We start from the raw sequence: 22551 nt of genomic DNA, 5'->3' as shown, positions 1-22551 counted from the left end.
AGCGAGTACTCATGAGTGGAATCGTTCAGTTCGTGCCCCGCGCTGAGAAGGACGCAGATGCGAATCTCATGGAGTTCATCCGGTTGACGAGGGAGGAGCTCACCGCTTTTGGAGGTGACGGCTCTTGGGTAGATGATAGATGGCAGGACGGGGCGACGACGGTCGTGTTTGCGACAAAGACGGCGCCGCTCGATCCCTATAGCTTCACTCCCATGGCTGAGCCATTCAAGCAGTTCGCCAAGGCTTATGTTCGTTACTCATGGAGCCACAGGCCCGTCCGAAATCTGTCCTTTATGATCCTGGCGCTCCGATGCGTAGAGGCCGGATTGCTCGCGGCCTGTGGGAGAGCGGATGTTGGACTTCTCGGCATTGCAGTTATGGACGTGTGTGCGAACAAGTGCGCTGAGTTCTGCGGCACCAAGCAGATTCAGTACTCGGTTGGTCGCCACATTCAATTGATCTTCGACTTTCTGCGTGAAAAAAGGCTTGTTCGATTCCTGCCGCCTTGGAAATCACCCTTCAAGAAGCCGGCGATCCTGACAGAGGGCGTGGACGAAGCCGGAGCGGAATACCGTGCATCGAAACTTCCTTCCACACAGGTAATGCTGCAAGTTGCCGATCTCTTTGCAGTGGCGGACGACGTGGAGAGTCGCTACTTCAGCTCGCTGATGATCATTCTGATGGCCACCCCTAGCAGGATCTCCGAGGTGCTTCGGTTGCCGGTTGACTGTGTGCAATGGGAGTTGGATGAAGCCGGGCAGTCCCAGATGTACCTACGCTGGAGAGCGGCCAAGGGCAAAGGGGGGATGAAGAAATGGGTTGTACCCGCAATGCATGAGGTGGTTCAGGAGGCCGTAAAGCGTCTTCTTGAGATAGGTCAACCTGCACGCGATGCAGCGAAGTTCGCTTCGGCGAATCCGGGGCACTTCATGTATCACTCGGGCTGTCTGCGAGAGACGAAAGGCTTCGATGAGACACCCCTCACCCCGGAGGAATTTTGTGCCGCTGTGAATGTTCGGTACCCGAGGCATAAGCCACGCGCTGGCCTCCGCGCCTGGCATGAAGTTCGCTTGGACAGCAGGTTGAAGGCTCTTGTTAATCAAGGAAGGACCAGCTACCGGGATCTAGCCGAACACGTGCTGAGCGAGTGCAGTGATGCCTATTGGCCGCATATCGACGGCGAGCGAACTGTCTTGGCTTGGGATTCATTGTGCTTGCACAGGATCAATGAATTTCATATGGAGTTCGAGGCCAAACAGTTCTCGTGGCGGCTTCCCAACGCCAACGAAGTCAATAGCCGCCTCGGTAAAGCGGGCCGCCCGTCGTTGTTCGAACGAAAGGGGCTGAAGGGGGAGGACGGGCGTGCGGTAAAGCTGACTACCCATCAGCTACGACATTGGCTCAGTACGATGTCTGAAAGGGCAGGAATGGACGATTTTACTCTCGCCCAATGGGCCGGGCGTGCGAGAGTTTCAGACAATAGGCACTACGACCATCGCAGCCCACAGGAGCGCCTGGCGGGTGCGCGAGAGCTCCTGCCCCTGCGCCACATATCGCTGTTGGAACGCTTCAGTCAACGTGCGCCGGTCACCTATCAGGAGCTTGGTGTTGATCGGCTTGGAACTGCAAAAGCTACCCTCTACGGCATGTGTGTCCACGATTACGCCATGGCACCTTGCCAGAAGCAGAGAGAGTGCATGACCTGCAAGGAGCATGTCTGTATCAAGGGAGATCATGTAACGCTTGAGCGAATCCGCTTGCTGGAACTGCAGACCGAAGCACTTCTCGCACGCGCGAGGAGAGCGCACTCTGAAGGTGACTTCGGCGCGGATCGCTGGGTCGATAGCCACAAGTGGAAGCTTGCACACGTCAAGGCTATGAGGATCGCACTCGAGCATCCTGAGGTTTCGTTAGGGGCTATTCTTAGAATACCGGAGGGGCACGATCCCTCACCAGTTCGTAGAGCGCTGCTGGATCTTGGGTTGATTGAACATCCCGCCTCAGAATCAGTCGACACCCTCAACATCACAATGCACGGGAGTACGGATAAGTGCCCAGAATTGTAGTGACAAAGGCGGCTCTGCCAAAAATACTGCGTGAACTTGACCGCTGGGAGGGGAAGCTCACCTGGCCGTTGTTCTGCGCGCGAGTCGCGTTGGTGCTGGGCGTCGGTTCAGTATCCAAGCACACGATGTACCTCTATCCCACGATCAAAGAGCGCTTCCAGCAACGCCAACGGGACTTGAGGGAGACAAAGGATGCCCTTCCCAGGGACTTCACTTTGAGTGGAGCAGTCCGACGCATTGCAGATCTGGAGGCTCAGGTTCGCAGGCTCGAGGAAACGAACAACCTGTTGCTAGATCAATTTCGTCGTTGGCAGTACAACGCCTATGCCAACAATGTTCGGATTGAACTACTTCAGCTGGATCATCCGCTGCCATCACTGGATCGTGCGAACCGCCTGTCCGGGGGGCGCTCTAGGTAGAGCAGGAGGAGGCAAGGTCGAGAACTGCACAGAGATATGCGATATGCGAGATGCATGCCGGCGCGAGGTGTACTCTTCACGTCCGCCGAACGGCCTGTTTCCTGTAACGTCTCCCACGCTCACGCGCGGCCAAGAAAGCCGCCCAGATCGTGAATGACACAGCACAAATTGTGATGAAAAGGCCAACGACTAGGATCGCCTGGTCAGTAGCGTTCAATGGCGTTTGCTCCATTAACGGTAAGGTGAAGCGTCATGCTATCTCAGGATTTCGACGAGAAGTGCGGGCGCGATGGCTGCATTCGGCGTGTTCTAACCCGGATTTTTCCATTTCAGGCACTAAGCTGCGGGCAGTATGGCTACATGTCCCTGTCGTCTAGCGTGACAACATTCGCCTATACGGAGTAGTCAAGGGCCTTGCCGCGAGGGTTAGCCGATCAAGCCGTTCCGTGGCGGGCGCAACCCGATTGGTGGGAGGGGCGGGGGATACCCAGTGAGTAGGAGCGCACCGACGTTGGGGCTCTGGGACGGGAGTATTGAGAAATTGACTGGCAAGACCTTGAGGATGGCGCTTTTTGCTGGTTGGATGTCCCACGCAGTAGGCCGAAACAGACTGTCTTTGAGCTGTCGCTACGGTTCCATAGATCGGATTAGACGGAAGAGCTCGGCTTGATACAGCGCATCTTGGAGGGCGTCGTGCGTGCCTTCCAATTTCGGGTGAAGCGCCTTTGCGATCTGGCTAGACTTGGTTCCTGCCCAACTACTGCCAGTTGCCCCCATGTAGAGTGCTTTGATGTCCAGTGCCGCAAACCCAAAGGGATTGGCGGATAGGTATCTGTGGAAGTAGTAGTTGACAAAGGACCAATCAAACGCGGCATTGAAGCCGACGAAGACTGGCTCTCCGTCGTCACCGGCGACCTCTAGTATCCAGTCGCGAAACATGGCCATCGCCGTTTCGGGCTCAAGTCCTGCACGCTCCAAATCATCCAATGAAAGCCCCGCAACTTCCAATGCTTTGGGGTCGGCATTACGAGTGCTAGGTTTGAGTTGACATGAGAAAGTCCGTTCCGGTTGATTTGCATCGCAGGCCCCAATTGAGAGCAAAGCGTACTCGCCGGGAATCGGGCCGGCCGTTTCTACGTCTACGGAGATGAACACTTCCGGTTTGCTTTTCATGGAATCAGCGGCTCGGTGGGCACAAGGGAGGGGCGATTCCTAATTGCGTTCCAATGTTCCAAGAAGGCGATACGACGTTCTACGGCGGTGCCCGTTGTTTTCCAGTGATGGCCCGACAAGGTTGTGATGTCAAACGGATGGCTTGACCCTTCCTTGGCCATCAACATTGTCGGAAGCCCGCGTCCCAACGCATAGCCAAGCTCGATGAAGCAATTGGGACGTCCGCCCGTGATGTCAGCCAGAACGACTTGACTTCGATGCAGCTTGGCAAAGATTTCTTGGTCAATACGGGAGTGCTCGTATGACTGGCGACCATCGACAACCGTCAACTTGTAGCCCAGGGTGTTCTCCATCACGGGCTGCACGACAATGTCGAAGTAGCTTTGCACGCTATCGAAGTCCTCGTGCTCCGGATTGAGGAGGCGCACCACAAATGCGCTCGGGCGCACCAAGGATTCGAGGAGGCAGATCACGTCCTTGACGCAATCGTCAACGGTCTTTCGCGTTGTGACCTCAATTCGGTTCAGCCATCCATGCTCGTTAGGTGCTCGTTCCACCTTGAAAAGACGTTTGGCGTTGCTTCCGCTCGTCGCAAAATCAAAAATCCTCTGCGATCCGGTGGATGCGGCTTCCAGCTTGAAGGTCAGTGGGATGACCGGCTTTCCTGCATCGTGATACAGATTGGCCAAGAAGAGAACACCTTCCCCTCCGCCTATGGTGATCAGTATGTCGCCATGCCGAGCTTGGACCTCCATCCGCTTTGCATTCATGTTCCAATGCGCAGCAGACTCGATCTGGACCAAGTCGGACGATCGCATCGTGTTCCACAGATGTGCGTGCTCCTCCGGAATTTGGTCCTCGTTCTTGTGGTGTTTGACGGCGACGACCAGAGGGCCGGCGTCGCAGGAAGGGCGCGACGCCAAGTTGCTAAAAATAGTGTTCAGAACAAGCCAGTCAAAGCAGATAGGCAGCCCATCCTCACGCGGCTTCTCAGCGTCTATTGGGACCACAAATGTTGCGCCCCGGGTGAGCAGTTCTTTGACCAAAAATTCGACGCTCTGACGCGCGCGTTCCACCTCCAGATTAGCCGCCACGGACGTGTCTTTAGAGATGCTGCCAGCAATGTGAATCCGTCGGCCAGCTAGGGAGGGGGTTGCCATCAGCGGTCTTCCATAACGGGGGAAGGGGAAAGGGACTTAACGACGGTGTGGAGGTCTTCGAACGAGAGTGCACGATCAGGGAAGGCCCTAGCCATTGCCGCCGGGTAGAGGCGCGTTCGAATGTCCGAGTAGGTCCATCCCGGCCGCTCGCCCTGGGAGGCGGTGGCTCTTACTAGCTGCTCGATGTTGTTGGCTGACAGAGCCAAGCCATCCAAGTCCATCTGAAGAAGTGCACGCCGCTCCTCGTCGGTGGGTCGGCTGAACTCTTCAACCACGGCGGCTCGGCGGCGTAGCGCAGCGTCGAGAACCGACAAGCGGTTAGTGCATAGGAATACGGCGATTCGTCCGCCATATCGCCGGAGGTCGTCCACGCCTTGGATCAAGGTGTTGACGGCGACTTTGTCCTCGTGGTGGCTGTGGTCCTGAGAACGCGACGCGGCGATGGAGTCGCCCTCGTCAATGATAAGAAATGCCCGTCGGCTCTTCCCCGCGGACCGTACAACTTCCTCAAACGCTTGGGTGAGCAGGGTCCCCATTTCGCCCACCTTGCCGCCACCGCGGACACGGTTGCTCAACTGGAACAGAACAGCGTCATCGCCTCCTGCCTCTATTGCAAGGCGATTGGCGATGCATTCAGCCGTTGCTGTTTTTCCGGTACCCACGTCGCCATGGAAGATGACCAAGGGGTACTGCTCCGAAACCAGATCGCAAAGGGGAAGTCTGAGCTTGTGGTACTTCTTGCTCCAAGGAGTGAGCTCGGCCAGGTTGAGCAGCAACCTCAGCTGGGCATGCGTCCTTGTGTACCGATCCTTGAATCCAAGCAGAGTGCCTTCCCTAGAGGCCAAGCGCTCATCAGGGAGGGGGACCTTTGAGTCAAACACGCTGGGTTGGGTCATCAGATGTAATCCTGTCGTTGCATGCCGTATGCATTGCTGGAGTAGCTGCGATCAGCGTTGGCTTTGAGCGTCGAATGGCTCGTATCTGCGTCTGAGTTAACCCAGCTCTCCTTAAGTTTGTCGCGTAGCTTTTCCTTGGCGTCTTTGTCGTACGACTTGTTGTAGGAGAGGACGATACGCAGATATGCGTTGGGAACCTTGGGCCACAGCACTCCACCCGGCCGGCTCATGCTCAAGCTGCCAGTTTCAGAATCCACAGTGTATCGTGTAGCTCTTTGCTCGACGCCGTTGCTAAGCAGAGTTATGTCAGCTACGCGCAGATGCCCGTTCTTGGCCAGCAGCTCTATGTCATGAGCCCACTCCCTGGCCTTGGCTTCCGTGATCGCTCCCGTGCTTGATGCGATCATAACCAAGTCGGCGGTCACTCGGCGCATTACGGCTTCGATATCGGCTACCGAGTAGGTGTTAGTGGCAGTCGTGGTTTGACTCATACCTCATCCTCCACCTTAAACCGGGGGCCAAAGAGTTCCTTCCAGATATCCATGTCTCCGTCAGTCGATGCGTGATTGGCTATTTCCCACGCATCTTCTGCCGCTTTGCAAATCTCTTTGCGTTCAGCTTCCGAGATGCGACCGGCAACGTTGTTGTCGCTGGACACCGGGTCAAGAATGACGACAGGGTGGGTAAACGCTGGAACAATGCCGCCGTTCTCAGGGAAGAAAATGACTTCCTTGAGGCCGGATTGAGCGATGTACAGTAGGAAGTTGCGGAAGCGCTGTTCGATCGAGCCCTCTTTACCTTGTGTTGCCAGAACGTGCGCCATGATGAGCTCAATGGCAAATGACTTCAGTGGCTTGAGCTCAGCTTGGTTGCGCCACTTCTTTGCTAGCCTGACCAGCGTGCGGAAGTGCTTGTCCTCTTCCTTACGAACTTTGACGAACTTGATCTGCCCTGGCGCGCACGTCTGAACCTTGCTGCCATCGTGGATGTCGAACTGCCAGCCGTAACCATCCCGCGTCGGATCCTCGATAACTGGGACGATGTCTACGCTCAGTCCAGAGCCAATAAACTCGACGGTAGCGGCCTTTCGGTGGATGGTGAAGTCCTCAACAGACTTGTTGGGATAGAGCTCGATCAAGGCTTTGTATATGAGCTCGCTCAGGCTTGACAGTGTTTCCTCGTCGACTGACCGACCGGAGATGTAGAACACCACGTCCACGTCCACGGGATCCATAGCGCTCTTTCGGAGGATTGTGTACTTGGCGAAAGAGCCAGCCTTGACAACCCGGGTGATCTTGACTTCGGTCTGCTCGTGAACTCGTTCACTGAGCGCGGCGACGAGCCGGTCCACTTGCTTGTGATACTCCGTGCGCTTCTCGGCTGTCAGCCGGAGCACGGTGCTGTCGTAGTAGAGGAGCTGAGTGTTGCTGAGGGGCATGTGGTTCTTTCTCCATAGCGTTGGGCCCCAAAAGAGGATCGCGACGATCCTGCTTGACGAGAGCCAGTCCTAACTGCTTCAGATCACTTGTTCCACCCGCAAACCAGCCTTCTGGGAGCTATTGCTTGCGCCCCTCACGGCCTTCGCGTAGCCTCACTATACGCATATATTTTATGTGCGCATAGTATTTATACGCGAGAGAGCAATGACGGAGGCGCAGAAAGAGACGGCGGCTGCAGGTCGGGTGGGGGCCAAGTGGGGGCAGGAGCGCCGGTTGGAGTTCATCGACTACCGGCTCAGTTGGAGCAGGGTGCTCAACAGGGGGGATCTAACTGCCTTTTTTGGCATCTCTATACCCCAGGCATCCTTGGATCTGGCTGAGTACCAGCGGCGGGCACCTGGCAATTTGGAATACGACACTAGTAGGCGGACCTACAGAGCGTCTGCAACGTTTGAGTCTGCCTTCCCATCCAGTTCGCACGCCCGCTATCTAGAAGACCTGCTCAGGGCTGCTGTTGATTCAGAGGTTCCGTATGGGAGCTTTTTGGGGTGGTATCCGCCTGTGGCGGTGGTCCCTCGGCCTTGGAGGCGACTGGACGCGAGCGTGGTCATCAGCGTGGTAGGGGCCATAAGGAACGGTTCCGCCCTCCGTGTTCGGTATCAATCGTTGTCCAGCCTGGAGCCGGCGGATCGCACTCTGAGTCCTCATGCGTTGGTCAGCGACGGTTACCGATGGCACATGCGTGCCTATTGCCACGACCGTGGTGCGTTTCGCGACTTTCTCCTTTCCCGAGTACTGGAAATTCTTGGGGAGGAAGCTGATCGCGGGAGGGCGGCGACGGACCACGCTTGGCATGAAGAGGTTGAATTAGTGCTCGTGCCGCACCCTCTGCTGAGCCTTGGCCACCGGGCAGTGATCGAACTGGACTACGGGATGGAGAATGGACGTTGCATACTGCGTTGCCGCCAAGCGCTCTTGTTTTATGTGCTGCAGCAGTTGGGCTTAGATGAAGATGCCTGTGACCGGGCTCCGGAAAGGCAGCAAATCGTTCTAGAGAATAGGTGCGATATCGAGCATTTGCTTCCGCGTCGTTCGAGTCGTTGACTAATGGTCATTGTAGGATCTCGCGCTAGTAGATGCGAGGTCGATCACTCCCTTCGTGCGTGAAACTTGTTAATACCATTTGAGTCTGCATAATGTCCATAGCTGCCTCTAAACAAGCACTTATCCAGCTGCTCCAGAACAAGGAGCTAAAGGTTATCGCTCTATCGGGTGCGTGGGGTACGGGCAAGACGCACCTGTGGAAAGTAGTCCAAGATGAGTCCGCGGACGATACGATCAAGTCAGCAGCACTCACCTCCCTGTTTGGGGTGCGGGAAATCAATGCGCTTAAAATGAGGGCGATACAGAGCGCTGCCTTTAAGGACTTTCAACAGACTTCTACTGGTCGTTCGGTTAATGGTATTTTTTCTGCTGCTCTTAAAGCGCTGAAAGGTGCTCACGCTTCATTTGGTGCACTGGATGATTTGGCGCTGCTGCTGCTTCCGTCGGCACTTAAGGATAAGCTCGTTGTCATTGACGACATCGAACGGAAGCATGCGGACCTCACTCCTGACGAGATTCTTGGTTTTGTTGACGAGTGCTGTAGCCGCTACGGCTGTCGAGTTCTGCTAATCTTGAATGAGGATAAGCTGAGCAATGGCGAGCTTTGGGCGACCTTCCGCGAGAAGGTGATTGATGCAGAAATTCAGCTTCAGACAGATCCGGTCGAAGCATTCTCAATTGCATCGCAGTTGACGCCAAGTCCATATGCGGATTCCATAAGGAAGGTTGTTGAGCAGCATGGTGTGACGAACATTAGGATAATTAGGCGCGTAATTCGTGCTTGCAACGAGATACTTCAGTCCCAGAGTCCACCTCATCCGAGTACCGTTGCTCGTGTTATCCCTTCAGTCGTGCTGCTTGGCCTTGCACATTTTAAGGGCATCAAGGATGCGCCAGATTTGGACTTCGCATTGGTTCCGAGTAGTGCCGATTACAGAGTGCGACTTTACTTAAATCGAGAGGAGCGGCCTTGGACACCTGAAGAAGAGGCCGAAAATCGCTGGCATCAATGGCTGGAGCGCGTTGGGTTGGTGTCGATAGACGAGCTTGAGGCCGAAATAGTAAAGTTCTATCGGTCAGGTCTTCCAAATTCGCCTGCAATTTCCACCCTTCTGGCCGCTAATGAAGCGGATCACCGAAGATTCACTGCGCAGTCGCAGGCAAGACAGTTCTTCACGAACTGTCTTTGGTTTCCATCGCGTTCCGATGCCTCGCTTATTGAGGAGGTTGAGCAACTTGTCGGCGCTGTCCAGTTCTTGGATGCCGGTGTGGTGACTCAGTTGTCTATTGCCGCCGCAGAGCTCAACGGTGGCGGCCCGGTAAGTGAACGCCTTATAGATGTCTGGTTAGATGCGTTTCAGGAGCGCTTGACTGACTCGGAAGCCGAGCTGGCCTGGTATCAGGGGCGCCGCCGTCTTTCGTTGCATCCCAAGATCGAAGCCGCAGTCGCACTGGCACGAGGAAGGCTGGTGGATAGAGTCGGAATTGCTGAAGTCTGCATGAAAATTCGACGTGATCAGGCTTGGGGGAAAACTGAGGAGAACGTGCTGAGAAACGCTGACGTCGGCTCATACGTAGATGCAATAAGAGCTTCTCAGGGTGATGAGTTAATTTCCATTATGAGCCAAATGCTCGACGTCGCCGCAGTGAGCTTGGATCAGCACCCTCATTTTGGCGCAGCGGGAGGGGTGTTTGTTGATGCGTGCAAGGCCATTATCATAGATGCGCCGGACAGCCGGTTGTCGAAGCTGATAGTTCACTTGTTCAAAGAAGAGAAGATTCATGATCTTCTCAATCCGGAAGCGTAACTCTACCGTCCTGTGGCTCGTATAAGCTGATCGTTCGCTTGGTTGGCAAGAGATGCTCTGGCGTTGGGGCTTCGGAGCACCTTAGCCGATGCTTATATCAACTAATTGGAAAATCTACTTATTCAGCTCACATGGTTGAGGAAAAAGCTTCCCGGTTTCCTCTCAGGTTGTTGATTTGACTGTATTTTTTCCCTATTTCTTGGCGCTAATCTGCATTGCTCGTGTGTACACAACCGTTCTAAGCGCACCTTCGGTGCATCCCAACAAGGGCTCCTGGCATGCCTGCCTGGGGCCCTTGTCGTTTTTGAGGCCCTGCCGGGATCCTGTTGTCCGACGGCCGCCGATGCGGACGTTCCTCGATGTTGTCACCGGTTGCCGAACACGCCCTGGTCCAGCAGGCAATCAATGAACGCCCCCAGCAGGGCGGGGCGATGCCGCCTGTTCGGGTAGTAGAGAAAAAGCCCGGGGCGCGAGACCGACCAATCCGCCAGAACCCGCACCAGCAATCCCTGGGCCAGCAGTTCGCCCACGCGATCCTGCTCGAAGTGATAGGCGATTCCAAGGCCGGCCAGTGCCGCCGCAATCCCGACGTCAGCGTGATTGGTGACGACAGGACCGTCCACGGCGACCTCGAGGTGGCGGCCTCGCTTCTTGAACTCCCATCGGTACTGCCTGCCGTCACTCTGCAGCCGCCAGTTGATGCAGGCATGGTCCTGCAGTTCCGTTGGAGATCGCGGTGTTCCACGGCGTGCGACGTAATCCGGTGACGCCACGGCGACCATGTTCAGGTCGGGAGTGAGGCGGATGGCCACCATGTCCTTCTCGAGCTGCCCGCCCACGCGGATGCCTGCATCAAACCGCCCACTGACGATGTCGCTGAGCGCGTCGTCGACCACGATGTCGACAACGACATCGGGGTAGGCCTGGTGGAAGCGGGCAAGCCGCGGGGCAATCAGTGTTCTCGCGGCGATGCCCAGCGTATTGATGCGCAGCGTCCCATTCACCCGCCCGGTCGCCTCGCAGGTTTCAGCGACCGCTACGGCCAACTCCTCGAACAGCGGCGCTATGCGCGCGTACAGTCGCTCGCCACTCGCTGATGGCGCGACGCTTCGGGTCGTGCGATTGAGCAGGCGGGTGCCGAGGCGGCCTTCCAGTTGACGGATGGTCTGGCTCAGCGCCGAGGGCGATACCCCCAGATGTTCCGCAGCCCGCGCGAAGCTCTGGCGTTCCACCACCGCCACGAAGGCCTTCAGTTCAGTGAACTCGGATCCGCGCATTAGGTAGGCTTTTCGACATAACCCATTCGGATTATAGGGCATTCACTTCACTGGCCTGCGTGCACATCCTGAGCGCCTCACCACTGCAGGAGCCCAGCAATGAATGCACTGACCCTCCCAGAGCCCATTGCCGCATACTTCGCGGCCGAACATGACCCCGAAGCCCTCGGGCGTTGCTTCACCACCCAGGCGATCCTCAAGGACGACGGGCACACGCTCACCGGCGTCAACGCGATCAAGGCCTTCCTGGCCGAGGCATCGGCCAAGTACCGTGCTACCAGCGTGCCATGCGCCATCGCCCGGCAGGAACACTGTCACGTTGTCCGTGCCACTGTCAGCGGCAACTTCCCAGGCAGCCCGATCCTGCTGACCTACCGTTTCGAATTGCAGCGAGGCCTGATCGCAGCGCTGGAGATCACCGCATGAGCTTCGATCTTCAACTCGGTGGCCTGCGGGCCGTGGTAACCGGCGGCACGTTGGGCGTGGGGGCTGCGGTGGTCAGAACCCTGGCCGAGGCCGGGGCCAGGGTGATGACGTCTGCGCGCAGCTTGCCGGCACGGCCGGTCGAAGGGGTCGCGTACGTGGCAGCCGATCTGTCGACGGCCGAGGGCACCGGCATCTTCGCCCAGACCGTTCTGCAGGCGTGGGACGGCGCCGACATCCTGATCAATGTGCTCGGGGGATCAAAGACACCAAGCGGTGGCTTCGCGGCGATCAGTGATGCGCATTGGTTTGCCGAGCTGAACCTCAATCTGATGCCGGCGGTTCGTCTGGATCGCGCCTTGCTGCCAGCCATGCTCGCGCAGCGCGCTGGCGTGATCATCCATGTCAGTTCGATCCAGCGCATGCTGCCTCTGCCGGAGTCCACCACCGCGTACGCCGCGGCCAAAGCGGCACTTACGACGTACAGCAAGTCGCTTTCAAGAGAGGTCACCGCCAAGGGCGTCCGCGTGCTCAGCGTTGCGCCGGGCTGGATCGAGACAGAGGCTTCCCGGGAATTTGCAGAACGGATCGCGGTAGAAGCGGGAACCGATTATGAAGGTGGCAAGAGGCTGGTCATGGACTGGCTCGGGGGGATCCCGGTGGGGCGGCCCGCGGCACCGCAGGAGGTGGCCGATCTGATCACGTTCCTGGCGTCTCCCCGGTCTGCCTCGATTTCCGGAACGGAGTATCGGATCGACGGCGGCACGGTCTCTACCCTGTAGCCAACAGGCGTCGTCCCGCTGCCACCGCCCAGAAAGAAAGCCCTGGCCATGCGGGGCTTTCCTTTGTCCGCGATTCCTGCGGAGTTGTGCCCCGCAGCATCAGTTTTCGTGCACCGCGACTTGCAAACAGACAAATTTCTCCCCTATGGTGCAATCGATTGCATTGCTGTGAATCGTTGCGTTTGATACCGGTTGGGAGGCCGGAAGGTGGATGTCCATCCATTCGATCAGGCCGGCCCCGGCGACGGGCCTCACGCGGCGCGATGCGCTGCGCCTCGCAGTTGCCGGCAGCATTGGCCTGGGGGCCGCGACAATCGCGGGCACGTTGCCCGCATTCGCCGCCACGGCGCCGCTCAAGGGCAACCTGAAGCACTCCGTCGCACGCTGGACCTTCCCGCAGCTGTCGGTCGCCCAGCTCTGCGCGACGGTGAAGGACATTGGTTTTGCCGCGATAGACCTGGTCGGCCCGGAAGACTGGCCCACGCTGAAGGCGAATGGTGTCTTCAGTTCGATGTGCAATGGCGCAGAGCTGGGCCTGACCAAGGGCTTTGCCGGCCGTGAGTTCCACGACCAACTGGCGGAGCGCTACACGCGGCACATCGATCTGGTGGCCGATGCCGGTTACCGCAATCTCATCTGCTTCTCCGGCAACCGCAACGGTATGGACCCGCATGACGGCATGGCAAACGCCGAGGCCGGCCTCAAGCGCATCCTCGGGCATGCCGAGAAGCGTGGCGTCGTGCTGGTGATGGAGCTGCTGAACTCCAAGGTCGACCATCGCGACTATCTGTGCGACCACTCTGCGTGGGGCGTGGAGCTGTGCCAGCGGCTGGGCTCAGACAATTTCGGCCTGCTCTACGACATCTACCACATGCAGATCATGGAGGGCGACATCATCGCCACCATCGGCAAGCATCACGCCTGCTTCAAGCATTACCACACCGCAGGCGTGCCTGGCCGGAACGAGATCGGAGACCAGCAGGAGCTCCACTATCCGGCCATCTGTCGCGCGATCCGCGACACCGGTTTCAAGGGGTATCTGGCGCAGGAGTTCACGCCTGCAGCGCCCGATCCCGTTGCCTCATTGCGCGAGGCGATCCGCCTCTGCGACGTCTGAAACGATATCCACCCAGGTGAGAAACCCATGGCAGATAATCACTACGACGCCATTGTTGTTGGCTCGGGAATCAGTGGCGGTTGGGCAGCGAAGGAGCTGACCGAGAAGGGCCTGAAGGTCTTGATGCTGGAGCGGGGCCGCAACATCGAGCACGTCAAGGACTACGTCAACGCGATGAAGGAGGCGTGGGATTTCCCGCACCGAAACCGTCCGACGCAGGCGATGAAGGCCAAGTTCCCGGTGCTGATGCGCGACTACGGCCTCGCAGAGAACCTGGAAGGGATGTGGGCCGACGAGCAGGACTCGCCCTACATCGAGACCAAACGTTTCGACTGGTTCCGCGGCTACCACGTGGGCGGTCGCTCGTTGATGTGGGGCCGGCAGAGCTATCGCTTCTCCGATCTGGATTTCGAGGCGAATCTCAAGGACGGTATCGCCGCGGACTGGCCGATCCGCTACGCCGACATCGCGCCGTGGTACGACCACGTGGAGAAGTTCGCCGGCATCGCCGGCACGCGCGAAGGACTGGACGTGCTGCCGGACGGCGAGTTCCTGCCGCCGATTCCCCTGAACATCGTCGAGAAGGATGTGGCCGCGCGGATCAAGAAGGCCTTCGGCGGAACGCGCCATATGATCCACTCGCGCACTGCAAACATCACCCAGCCGATGCCCGAACAGGGGCGCGTCAATTGCCAGTACCGCAACAAGTGCATCCTGGGCTGTCCTTTCGGTGCCTACTTCTCGACCCAGGCGGCGACGCTGCCAGCGGCGATGAAGACCGGCAACCTGACCTTGCGGCCGTTCTCGATCGTCAAGGAAGTGCTCTACGACAAGGACCGCAAGCGTGCGCGTGGCGTGGAGGTCATCGACGCCGAAACCGGCCAGACCTACCAGTACACCGCCAAGGTCATCTTCCTCAACGCGTCGTCGTTCAACTCGACGTGGCTGCTGATGAACTCGGCCACCGATGTCTGGGAAGGGGGGCTGGGCTCCTCGTCGGGAGAGTTGGGGCACAACGTGATGGACCATCATTTCGGTGCGGGTGCCTCGGGCCGGGTCGAGGGTTACGAAGACAAGTACTACTTCGGCCGTCGTCCGTGCGGTTTCTACATTCCGCGGTTCCGCAACGTCGCCTCGGACAAGCGTGGCTACCTGCGCGGCTTCGGCTACCAGGGCGGTGCCAGCCGCACCGGTTGGTCGCGCGAGATCGCCGAGCTGAACATCGGAGCCGACCTGAAGGAGGCGCTGACCGTACCGGGCGACTGGCGCATCGGCATGACCGGGTTCGGTGAAATGCTGCCGCACCACGACAATACGATCCGCCTGGACCACGACCGGAAGGACAAGTGGGGGCTGCCGGTGCTGGCGATGGATGTTGCCATGCGTGCCAATGAACTGGCGATGCGCAAGGACATGGCCGCCGATGCCGCCGAGATGCTGGAAGCGGCCGGCGTCAAGGACGTGAAGATGCACGACAACGACTATGCCCCGGGCAAGGGCATCCACGAGATGGGGACCGCGCGCATGGGACGTGATCGGAAAAGCTCGGTATTGAATGCGCACAACCAGGTCTGGGATGCGCCCAACGTCTATGTGACCGACGGTGCCTGCATGACCTCCAGCGCCTGCGTGAATCCCTCGCTGACCTACATGGCGCTGACCGCGCGCGCGGCCGACCATGCGGTACGCGAACTGAAAGCGGGGAACCTCTGATGGATCGCCGCGAACTGTTGAAGATGATCGTTGCCGCCACCGGTGCGGCCATGGTTGGCCTGCCTGCGCTGGTGCAGGGGCAGGCGCCGGCGGGCGCCACGAAGATCCATTTCTCCGACGCCGATGTCGGCATGCTGGACGAGATCGCCGAGACCATCCTGCCGCGGACAAGGACACCCGGGGCCAAGGACGCGGGTGCCGGTGCGTTCATGGCGACGTTCGTCAGCGACTGCTACACGGCCCGGCAGCAGGCGACGTTCCGCGCCGGCCTGGCCGACATCGACAAACGCGCCGGCGGCCGCTTCGTATCGCTCACGCCGGAAGCCCGCACCGGGTTGCTGCGAACGCTGGACGCCGAAGCCAAGGCACGCAATGCCGACGTGACCGAGACCGGTACGCCTGAAGAGGGCGAGGCGATGCCGCATTACTTCACGATGCTCAAGCAATTGGCCATCTTCGGCTTCTTCACCTCCAAGGTCGGTGCGACCGGGGTGCTGCAGTACGTCGCCGTGCCGGGTCGCTACGACGGCGACCTTGCCTATGTTCCCGGCACGCCTGCGTGGGGGACCAGCTGATGGACACCAGCCTGATGACCCGATCTCTGTTGATTGTCACCGGCCTGCTGGCCGCCACATCTGTATTCGCGCAGAACGGTGCCGACGCCGCGCGCGATCCGAAGAAGACCGAAGTGTGGACTCCCGTGCCCGAAGTCGTCGCCACGCCACCAGGCAAAGCCCCCTCCGACGCCATTGTGCTGTTCGATGGCAAGGATGTCTCCGCGTGGGAGGCAGAGCACGGCGGACGTGTGCCCTGGACGGTTGCCGATGGCGCCATGACCGTCGTTCCGGGCAGCAAGGGCATCCGCACCCGGCAGCGCTTCTGCGATGTCCAATTGCATGTCGAATGGCGCACGCCCACCGATACAAAGGGCTTCGACGGCCAGAACCGGGGCAACAGTGGCATCTTCCTGCAGGAACTGTATGAGCTGCAGGTGCTCGACAGTTACAACAACCCAACGTATGCCAACGGCCAGGCGGGTTCGATCTACAAGCAGGCCATGCCACGGGTGAACGCCTCGCGCGCACCGGGCCAGTGGCAGGTCTACGACATCATCTGGAAGGCGCCGCGCTTCTCGCAGGGCGGCGGCCTGGCGTCGCCCGCGCGCATCACGGTGCTGCACAACGGCGTGCTGGTGCAGGATGACACCGTGCTGGCGGGGAAGACGGAGTACATCGGTGCGCCGTCGTACGCGCCTCATGCGTGCGCGCCGCTGTATCTGCAGGAGCATGACTCCAAGGTCAGCTACCGCAATATATGGGTGCGCGAACTGTAGCCGCACACGGCCGGCGTGGTCGCCGGCCGCTTACTTCGCCAGGTAGCTGGCGATGTCATCGATTTCCTGTTGCGACAGCTGGGAGAAGGGCGGCATCAGTCCACCGCCCTTGCTGATCTTTTCCTTGATCTGCGCCGGTGCCATGCGCTTGCCGATGTCGGTGAGCGCCGGGAACGCGCCCGGCATGCCCGCACGATCGGCGCCGTGGCAGGCCACGCAGTTCGCGGTGTAGAGCTTTGCGCCCGCAGCCGGGTCGTCCTTGCACCAGGCTGCCGTCGCAACGCTCATGCCGCCCAGGCCGACAGCCATTGCCAGGATCATTCTCATGTGGGGCTCCTTGATGCGTCAGCGGCGCGCACGGGCGTGCACGCGGGTGGTCAGATGTTCACGCAGGTAGTCCGCACCGGTCTGGATGACCTTGGCCGGATCGCGTGGCTGGTCGTGCTCGATGATGTACCAGTGGACGCCGGCGGCTGCTGCAGCAGGCAGGATCGCATTCCAGTCCAGCACGCCCTGGCCCACCGCAGCGAATCCGCCTTCGTCCTGGGCCTGGCCCTTGGGCGCATTGTCCTTGGCGTGCACCGCGAATACGTGGCCGCGGAGCTTTGCCAGCATCACTGCAGGGTCCAGGCCCGCGCGCGCGACCCAGGCCAGGTCCAGCTCGGTCTGCAGGTCTGGACCGGCGGCGGCGAACAGCAGCTCCAGTCCGGTCCTGCCATCGAAGTCGACCAGTTCGAAGTCGTGGTTGTGATAGGCCAGGCGCATGTCCTTGCCGCGCACCTGCTTGGCGAGGCGGCCCAACTCCTGGCCCAGTGCCGTCCAGCCCGCCGCATCGGTCGGCCGGTCCTTCGCATCCAGGTAAGGCACCACCAGCGTGGTGTTGCCGATCGAGCGGTTGAAGGCCACCACCCCATCCAGATTGCCGCGCAGCTCGGCCAGCGGCACATGCGATGAAATCGCCTTGATCGAGTACCGGTCCAGCAGCTGCTTGAGTTCGGTGGCGCTGGTGTTCTGCGTACCGACCGTTTCCACCGCATGGACGCCCGCGTCGTGGACGATCTTCAATTGCTGCTCAAGCGAGCCTGCATCGCGCAGGGTATACATCTGCACCGCGATCGGCTTCTGCGTGCTGGCGGCTTCGCCTGCGAAGGCGGGCAGGGCAGCGAGCAGCAGGATGAGGCCTGCACTTCTACGGAAAAGGGCTTTCATCAACAGATCCTCCCGGCATTCAACCGATGGTGGTCCAGGCGCGTGACCTGGCCGATGCAATGACACGATCAACGATCTGCGCCGAGCGCAGGCCGTCTTCGAAGGTGGGCAGGCCCTGCGGCTGATCGCCTTCGATGGCGCGATAGGTGTCGGCGACAAACGCTTCGAAGCACTGGGCGTAGCCCTGTGCATGCCCGGCCGGCAGCGCGGACAGCCGGCGCTGTTCGGCACTGCCGGCGCCTGGCCCGCGTACGAAGATTTCCTCGCGCTGGCCGGGCAGGCCGATCCAGAGTCGTTCGGCGTCCTCCTGGTTGAAGGCCACGCTGGCCTTGGCGCCATCGATCTCGAACCAGAGGCGGTTGTGGCGCCCGGCCGAGACCTGGCTGACCGTCAATGAAGCCAGCGTACCGGCGCCGGTCCTGAACATCGCCGCGGCAACGTCCTCGCTCATGACGGCCTGCATCGCGCTGGCTGCCATTGGCGTGCTGAAACTCTGCCCGCTGACGGCGCCGCGCTCGGCGATCACCGTGGCGAATGCCGCGTTCACTTCGGCGAAGCGCTCGCCACTGATCCATTCCACCAGGTCGCACCAGTGCGAACCGATGTCGGCGAACACGCGCGACGTGCCGCCCAGCGCCGGGTCAACACGCCAGTTGTTGCTGGCGGGGTCAAGAAGCCAGTCCTGCAGGTAACTGCCGTGGATGAGGTGCAACGGCCCCAGTTCACCGTGGGCGATACGGGCGCGCGCCTCGCGGACCACCGGGTGGTAGCGGTAGACGAAGGGAACCGTGGCAACCAATCCAGTCGAGGCGGCCAACGCCGCCAGCGCCTGCGCATCGTCCAGCGTCGTCGCCAGCGGTTTCTCGCAGATCACGTGCTTGCCGGCTTCCAGCGCGGCCTGTGCCATGGCGCGGTGCAGATGGTTGGGCGTGCACACATGCACGACCTGCACCTGGGGATCGGCGATCACGTCCTCGATATCCCGGTAGGCACGGGGGACATTCCAGGAGTGTGCTGCTTCATGCGCGCGCTGCGGTGACGAGGCGGCCACGCCGCGTACCTCGGCACCTGCCAGCAGTGCCGCACGACGATGCACTGCACCGATCATGCCGGCGCCAACGATGGCGATTCCAAGCTTGGGCATCGACGGGGATCCTCAGGGTGTGGAGGGCGCGGCCGCAGCCGCCGGCCGATCGCGGAACAGCAGCAGGAAGGCGACCAGCACCACCAGCGCAACACCGGCCGGGAACAGCCAGATCTGCTGCCAGTCGGGTCCGGCTTCGGTGGTGAAGTGCTCCACCACCGCGCCGGACAGGAAGGTGCCGATCAACATGCCCACGCCATAGGTGGCCAGGGTGATGAACCCCTGTGCGCTGCTGCGCGCGGCAGGGCCGGCATGGGCATCGGTGTAGATCTGGCCGGTGACGAAGAAGAAGTCGTAGCAGATGCCGTGCAGCACGATGCCGATCACCAGCAGGGAGAAACCGCTGCCCGCATCGCCGAAGGCGAACAAGGCGTAGCGCACCACCCAGGCGGCCATGCCGACCGCCAGCATGGTCTTCACCCCCAGCCGCACGAACAGGAACGGCATGGCCAGCATCAGCAGCACTTCGGAGACCTGGCCCAACGACTGCAGGCCTGCTGCACCCCGCACGCCCAGGTCGTTGAGATACGGATTGGTGAAGTTGTAGTAGAACGACAGCGGGATGCAGATGGCGATGGAGGCCAGGAAGAACACCAGGTAGGCGCGCGACTTCAGCAGACGCAACGAATCCAGCCCCAGGATCTGTCCCAGTCCGGCATCGCGCTGCTGCGCCAGCGGCGGCGTGTGCGGCAGAGTGAACGCATACAGGCCCAGCACCAGAGACGCGAGTGCCGCCATCCGGAACGTCAGTTCAAGCCGGTGCGCCTGTTCCCAGCCCAGCCAGCCGATCAGCACGCCGGCGATGATCCAGCCGATGCTGCCCGCCACCCTCACCAGCGGGAACTGTTTCTCGGGCGACTGCATGTGCCGCATCGCCACGCTGTTGGCCAGTGCCAGCGTCGGCATGAAAAGCAGCATGTAGCCCATCACGCAGGCAGAGAACATGCTGAAGCTGGTGGCCGTGGACGCCAGCCACATGAGCACCGCACCGGCCAGATGCAGTACCGCAAGGATGCGCTGCGCCGCAAAGTAGCGATCCGCGATCAGCCCGACCAGGAACGGCGCCACGATGGCGCCGATGGATTGGCTGAGGAAGGCCGTGGCCACCTGGCTGGCGCTGGCCTGCAGCGGGCCCTGCACCAGGTACGTCCCGAGGGTCACGAACCACGCTCCCCAGATGAAGAACTGCAGAAACATCATCGCGCCCAAGCGCGACATGGCGTGCGACATGGCTTGCCCTCCCGGGGCGGTAATGGCTCAGATTCCCAGCATGCGGTGCAGTGATGCGGCGTCCGTTCCGCTGTCGGCGAAGTCGTCGAAGGCGCGCTCGGTGACCCGGATGATGTGGTCGCGTATGAAGGCGGCACCCTCGCGTGCGCCGTCTTCCGGGTGCTTCAGGCAGCACTCCCATTCCAGTACCGCCCATCCGGGGAAGTCGTACTGGGCGAACTTGGAGAAGATTGCCTTGAAGTCGATCTGGCCGTCACCGGGTGAACGGAACCGCCCCGGGCGATCGATCCAGTTCTGGTAGCCGCCGTACACGCCGCTGCTGGCACTGGCGTGGTACTCCGCATCCTTGACATGGAAGGCACCGATGCGCGCGTGGTAGCGGTCGATGAAACCCAGGTAGTCCATCTGCTGCAGCAGCAGATGGCTGGGGTCGTACAGGATCTTCGCGCGTGGGTGGTGATCGACCACATCGAGGAAGCGTTCGAAGGTCGCGCCGTCGTGCAGGTCCTCCCCGGGGTGGATCTCGAAGCACAGGTCCACGCCGCAGGCGTCATACGCATCGAGGATGGGACGCCAGCGGCGGCCGAGTTCGGCGAAGGCTTCTTCCACCAGGCCGGGCGGGCGCTGCGGCCAGGGATAGAAGTAGGGCCAGGCCAGTGCGCCGGAGAACGTGGCGTGTGCGGTCAGTCCCAGCCGCTGGCTGGCTTTGGCGGCCAATAGAAGCTGCTCCACGGCCCAGGCCTGGCGGGCGGCGGGATCGCCGCGCTTGTCCGCGGGTGCGAATCCGTCGAACAGACTGTCGTAGGCCGGATGCACCGCGACCAGCTGCCCCTGCAGATGGGTGGACAGCTCGGTGATCTGCACGCCATGACCGGCCAGCATGCCGGCAATGTCGTCGCAGTACGCCTGGCTGCGCGCGGCCTCTGCCAGATCGAGCAGATGAGGCGCGCTGGTCGGCACTTGTACGCCAGAATAGCCCAGACCCGCGGCCCACCCGGCCAGCGTGTCCAGCCGATCAAAAGGAGCTGCGTCGCCGATGAACTGCGCCAGGAACAGCGCTGGACCCTTGAGCGTCTTCAACGTGATTCGCCCTCGATGCAATCGATTGCATTATCCTAGCAGGGGCTCACGCAGGACCTGTTGTGCAGTGCACAGCGGGCAGGAGGACTAACGCCATGGCCACCATCTACGACATCGCAAAGCACGTGGGCGTCTCCGCAGGCACGGTGTCGCGGGCGCTTTCGCGGCCGGACAAAGTCCTGCCGGCCACCCGTGCGCGCATCGAGCAGGCCGCCGCCGCGCTGGGCTATGTGCCCAACACGGTGGCCCGCACGCTCAAGACCCAGCGCAGCGGCAAGATCCTGGTCACCGTCCCGGACATCGCCAATCCGTTCTTCGCCCAGATCCTGCAGGGTGCGGAGGACGCCGCGCAGGCCGTTGGCTACGCGGTCCTGCTGGGGGACACCCAGCATCAACCGGATCGCGAGGAGCGCTATGCACAGATGCTCCGGCGCAATGAGGCCGACGGCATGATCGTGCTCGGGCATCGCCTGCCACCCACGGCGCGGGAGATCGTCGCACAGCGGGGCGCGGCCGCGCCGGTGGTCAACGGTTGCGAGTTCGATCCCGCGCTGGGCATCCCCAGCGTCCACATCGACAATGCGGCCGCCGCGCGCGCGGTGATGGAGCACCTGTATGGGCTGGGGCACGAACGCATCGCAGTGGTGGGCGGACCTCCCGACAATCCGCTGCACCAGCAACGGCTGGAAGGGGTCCGGGCAGCCGGCAAGGCGCGTGGACGCCTGCGCCAGTTGAACATCGTGCCGGGTGACTTTTCCGTGGAGTCGGGCCATGCAGCCGCGATGTCGATGTTGGCCGCCGCGCCGGTACCGACCGCGGTCTTCTGTTTCAGCGACCAGATGGCGCTGGGTACCCTGGCGGCCTGCCGGGAGCGGGGCATCCGCGTGCCGGAGGACCTGTCCATCGTCGGCTTTGACGACCTGGCCTCCTCGCGCTACCTCACGCCGCCGCTGACGACGATCAGGCAGCCGATGCGGGAGATTGGCGAGCGCGCGGTCAACCTGCTGCTCGCCATCATCGAGCACGTGGATGTGCCGCTGCAGCAGACGCTGGAGTTCAGCCTGATGCTGCGGGGCTCGACGGCTGCACCCAGGGCCCGGTGAAGGCAGGGCAGCGCTCGCTGCCCCATGATTGTCGCCAGACGGCTTCTGCAACCTTGATCCCGAATTGACGCAGAG

At 60.8% G+C, this 22551-nt stretch carries 21 protein-coding genes; 10 read left to right on the top strand and 11 right to left on the bottom strand.

Going from position 1 to position 22551, the window contains the following annotated elements:
* Positions 1 to 11 precede the first annotated feature (11 nt).
* Complete coding sequence (locus tag N5J73_RS06265) at positions 12 to 2066, top strand: hypothetical protein (RefSeq protein WP_049446052.1); 2055 nt, start codon at positions 12 to 14, stop codon at positions 2064 to 2066.
* A 1046-nt stretch (positions 2067 to 3112) separates the two neighbouring features.
* Here N5J73_RS06265 and N5J73_RS06260 read toward each other — a convergent pair.
* From N5J73_RS06260 to N5J73_RS06240, 5 genes are read right to left on the bottom strand one after another with little or no spacing between them, the layout of a single operon-like run.
* Entirely contained in the window at positions 3113 to 3658 is a 546-nt protein-coding gene (locus tag N5J73_RS06260) for a 3'-5' exonuclease (RefSeq protein WP_049446050.1), read from the bottom strand.
* Entirely contained in the window at positions 3655 to 4818 is a 1164-nt protein-coding gene (locus N5J73_RS06255) for a hypothetical protein (RefSeq protein WP_049446049.1), read from the bottom strand. Before N5J73_RS06255 ends, N5J73_RS06260 begins: the two co-directional genes overlap by 4 nt.
* Positions 4818 to 5714: an ATP-binding protein gene (locus tag N5J73_RS06250; RefSeq protein ID WP_049446048.1), complete on the bottom strand. Its 897-nt coding sequence runs from the start codon at positions 5712 to 5714 to the stop codon at positions 4818 to 4820. Before N5J73_RS06250 ends, N5J73_RS06255 begins: the two co-directional genes overlap by 1 nt.
* Positions 5714 to 6205 carry a hypothetical protein gene (locus N5J73_RS06245; RefSeq protein WP_049446047.1) on the bottom strand — a complete coding sequence of 164 codons (492 nt, stop codon included), beginning with the start codon at positions 6203 to 6205 and terminating at the stop codon, positions 5714 to 5716. The genes N5J73_RS06250 and N5J73_RS06245 overlap by 1 nt, the downstream gene beginning before the upstream one ends.
* Positions 6202 to 7152 (bottom strand): CBASS oligonucleotide cyclase, encoded by a 951-nt coding sequence (locus N5J73_RS06240; RefSeq protein ID WP_049446046.1) that lies wholly within the window; start codon positions 7150 to 7152, stop codon positions 6202 to 6204. The genes N5J73_RS06245 and N5J73_RS06240 overlap by 4 nt, the downstream gene beginning before the upstream one ends.
* A 205-nt stretch (positions 7153 to 7357) precedes the next feature.
* Between N5J73_RS06240 and N5J73_RS06235 the strand changes: the two genes are divergently transcribed.
* Together N5J73_RS06235 and N5J73_RS06230 are read left to right on the top strand one after the other, a co-directional pair.
* Positions 7358 to 8257 (top strand): WYL domain-containing protein, encoded by a 900-nt coding sequence (locus N5J73_RS06235; protein WP_049446045.1) that lies wholly within the window; start codon positions 7358 to 7360, stop codon positions 8255 to 8257.
* Between the two features lie 92 nt (positions 8258 to 8349).
* The gene (locus N5J73_RS06230; RefSeq protein WP_049446043.1) at positions 8350 to 10065 is read left to right on the top strand and encodes a P-loop NTPase fold protein; all 1716 of its coding nucleotides are present in this window, start codon (positions 8350 to 8352) and stop codon (positions 10063 to 10065) included.
* 365 nt (positions 10066 to 10430) lie between these two features.
* On the opposite strand, the gene N5J73_RS06225 is transcribed toward N5J73_RS06230, so the two are convergent.
* Entirely contained in the window at positions 10431 to 11384 is a 954-nt protein-coding gene (locus N5J73_RS06225; RefSeq protein WP_229302270.1) for a LysR family transcriptional regulator, read from the bottom strand.
* A gap of 57 nt (positions 11385 to 11441) precedes the next feature.
* Between N5J73_RS06225 and N5J73_RS06220 the strand changes: the two genes are divergently transcribed.
* From N5J73_RS06220 to N5J73_RS06195, 6 genes are all read left to right on the top strand, one after another.
* The gene (locus N5J73_RS06220; RefSeq protein ID WP_019337070.1) at positions 11442 to 11768 is read left to right on the top strand and encodes a nuclear transport factor 2 family protein; all 327 of its coding nucleotides are present in this window, start codon (positions 11442 to 11444) and stop codon (positions 11766 to 11768) included.
* Complete coding sequence (locus N5J73_RS06215; RefSeq protein ID WP_049446041.1) at positions 11765 to 12547, top strand: SDR family oxidoreductase; 783 nt, start codon at positions 11765 to 11767, stop codon at positions 12545 to 12547. The genes N5J73_RS06220 and N5J73_RS06215 overlap by 4 nt, the downstream gene beginning before the upstream one ends.
* Positions 12548 to 12758: 211 nt before the next feature.
* Complete coding sequence (locus N5J73_RS06210; RefSeq protein WP_049446040.1) at positions 12759 to 13664, top strand: TIM barrel protein; 906 nt, start codon at positions 12759 to 12761, stop codon at positions 13662 to 13664.
* 27 nt (positions 13665 to 13691) lie between these two features.
* A complete protein-coding gene (locus N5J73_RS06205; protein ID WP_049446039.1) occupies positions 13692 to 15377 on the top strand; it encodes a GMC family oxidoreductase in 1686 nt (561 codons plus the stop codon).
* Positions 15377 to 15952, top strand: coding sequence for a gluconate 2-dehydrogenase subunit 3 family protein (locus tag N5J73_RS06200; protein ID WP_049446037.1), 576 nt, complete (start codon positions 15377 to 15379; stop codon positions 15950 to 15952). The genes N5J73_RS06205 and N5J73_RS06200 overlap by 1 nt, the downstream gene beginning before the upstream one ends.
* Positions 15952 to 16710, top strand: coding sequence for a DUF1080 domain-containing protein (locus N5J73_RS06195; RefSeq protein ID WP_088480588.1), 759 nt, complete (start codon positions 15952 to 15954; stop codon positions 16708 to 16710). Before N5J73_RS06200 ends, N5J73_RS06195 begins: the two co-directional genes overlap by 1 nt.
* 30 nt (positions 16711 to 16740) lie before the next feature.
* Here N5J73_RS06195 and N5J73_RS06190 read toward each other — a convergent pair whose 3' ends face one another.
* From N5J73_RS06190 to N5J73_RS06170, 5 genes are read right to left on the bottom strand one after another with little or no spacing between them, the layout of a single operon-like run.
* Positions 16741 to 17037, bottom strand: a complete 297-nt coding sequence (locus tag N5J73_RS06190; RefSeq protein ID WP_049446035.1) for a cytochrome c — start codon at positions 17035 to 17037, stop codon at positions 16741 to 16743.
* Positions 17038 to 17055: 18 nt separating this feature from the next.
* Positions 17056 to 17919, bottom strand: coding sequence for a sugar phosphate isomerase/epimerase (locus tag N5J73_RS06185; RefSeq protein WP_088480582.1), 864 nt, complete (start codon positions 17917 to 17919; stop codon positions 17056 to 17058).
* A 19-nt stretch (positions 17920 to 17938) separates the two neighbouring features.
* Entirely contained in the window at positions 17939 to 19063 is a 1125-nt protein-coding gene (locus N5J73_RS06180) for a Gfo/Idh/MocA family oxidoreductase (protein WP_049446031.1), read from the bottom strand.
* A gap of 12 nt (positions 19064 to 19075) precedes the next feature.
* Positions 19076 to 20293, bottom strand: a complete 1218-nt coding sequence (locus N5J73_RS06175) for a nucleoside permease (protein ID WP_049446029.1) — start codon at positions 20291 to 20293, stop codon at positions 19076 to 19078.
* Between the two features lie 27 nt (positions 20294 to 20320).
* A complete protein-coding gene (locus N5J73_RS06170) occupies positions 20321 to 21373 on the bottom strand; it encodes a sugar phosphate isomerase/epimerase family protein (RefSeq protein WP_049446027.1) in 1053 nt (350 codons plus the stop codon).
* A 95-nt stretch (positions 21374 to 21468) separates the two neighbouring features.
* On the opposite strand from N5J73_RS06170, the gene N5J73_RS06165 reads away from it, so the two are divergent.
* Positions 21469 to 22476, top strand: coding sequence for a LacI family DNA-binding transcriptional regulator (locus N5J73_RS06165; RefSeq protein WP_049446025.1), 1008 nt, complete (start codon positions 21469 to 21471; stop codon positions 22474 to 22476).
* Positions 22477 to 22551 lie beyond the last annotated feature (75 nt).

The organism is Stenotrophomonas sp. GD03654 (assembly GCF_029845105.1).
Classification (GTDB): domain Bacteria; phylum Pseudomonadota; class Gammaproteobacteria; order Xanthomonadales; family Xanthomonadaceae; genus Stenotrophomonas; species Stenotrophomonas africana.
Note: the sequence above shows the minus strand (reverse complement) of the source record. Positions and strands in the feature narration are given on the sequence as shown.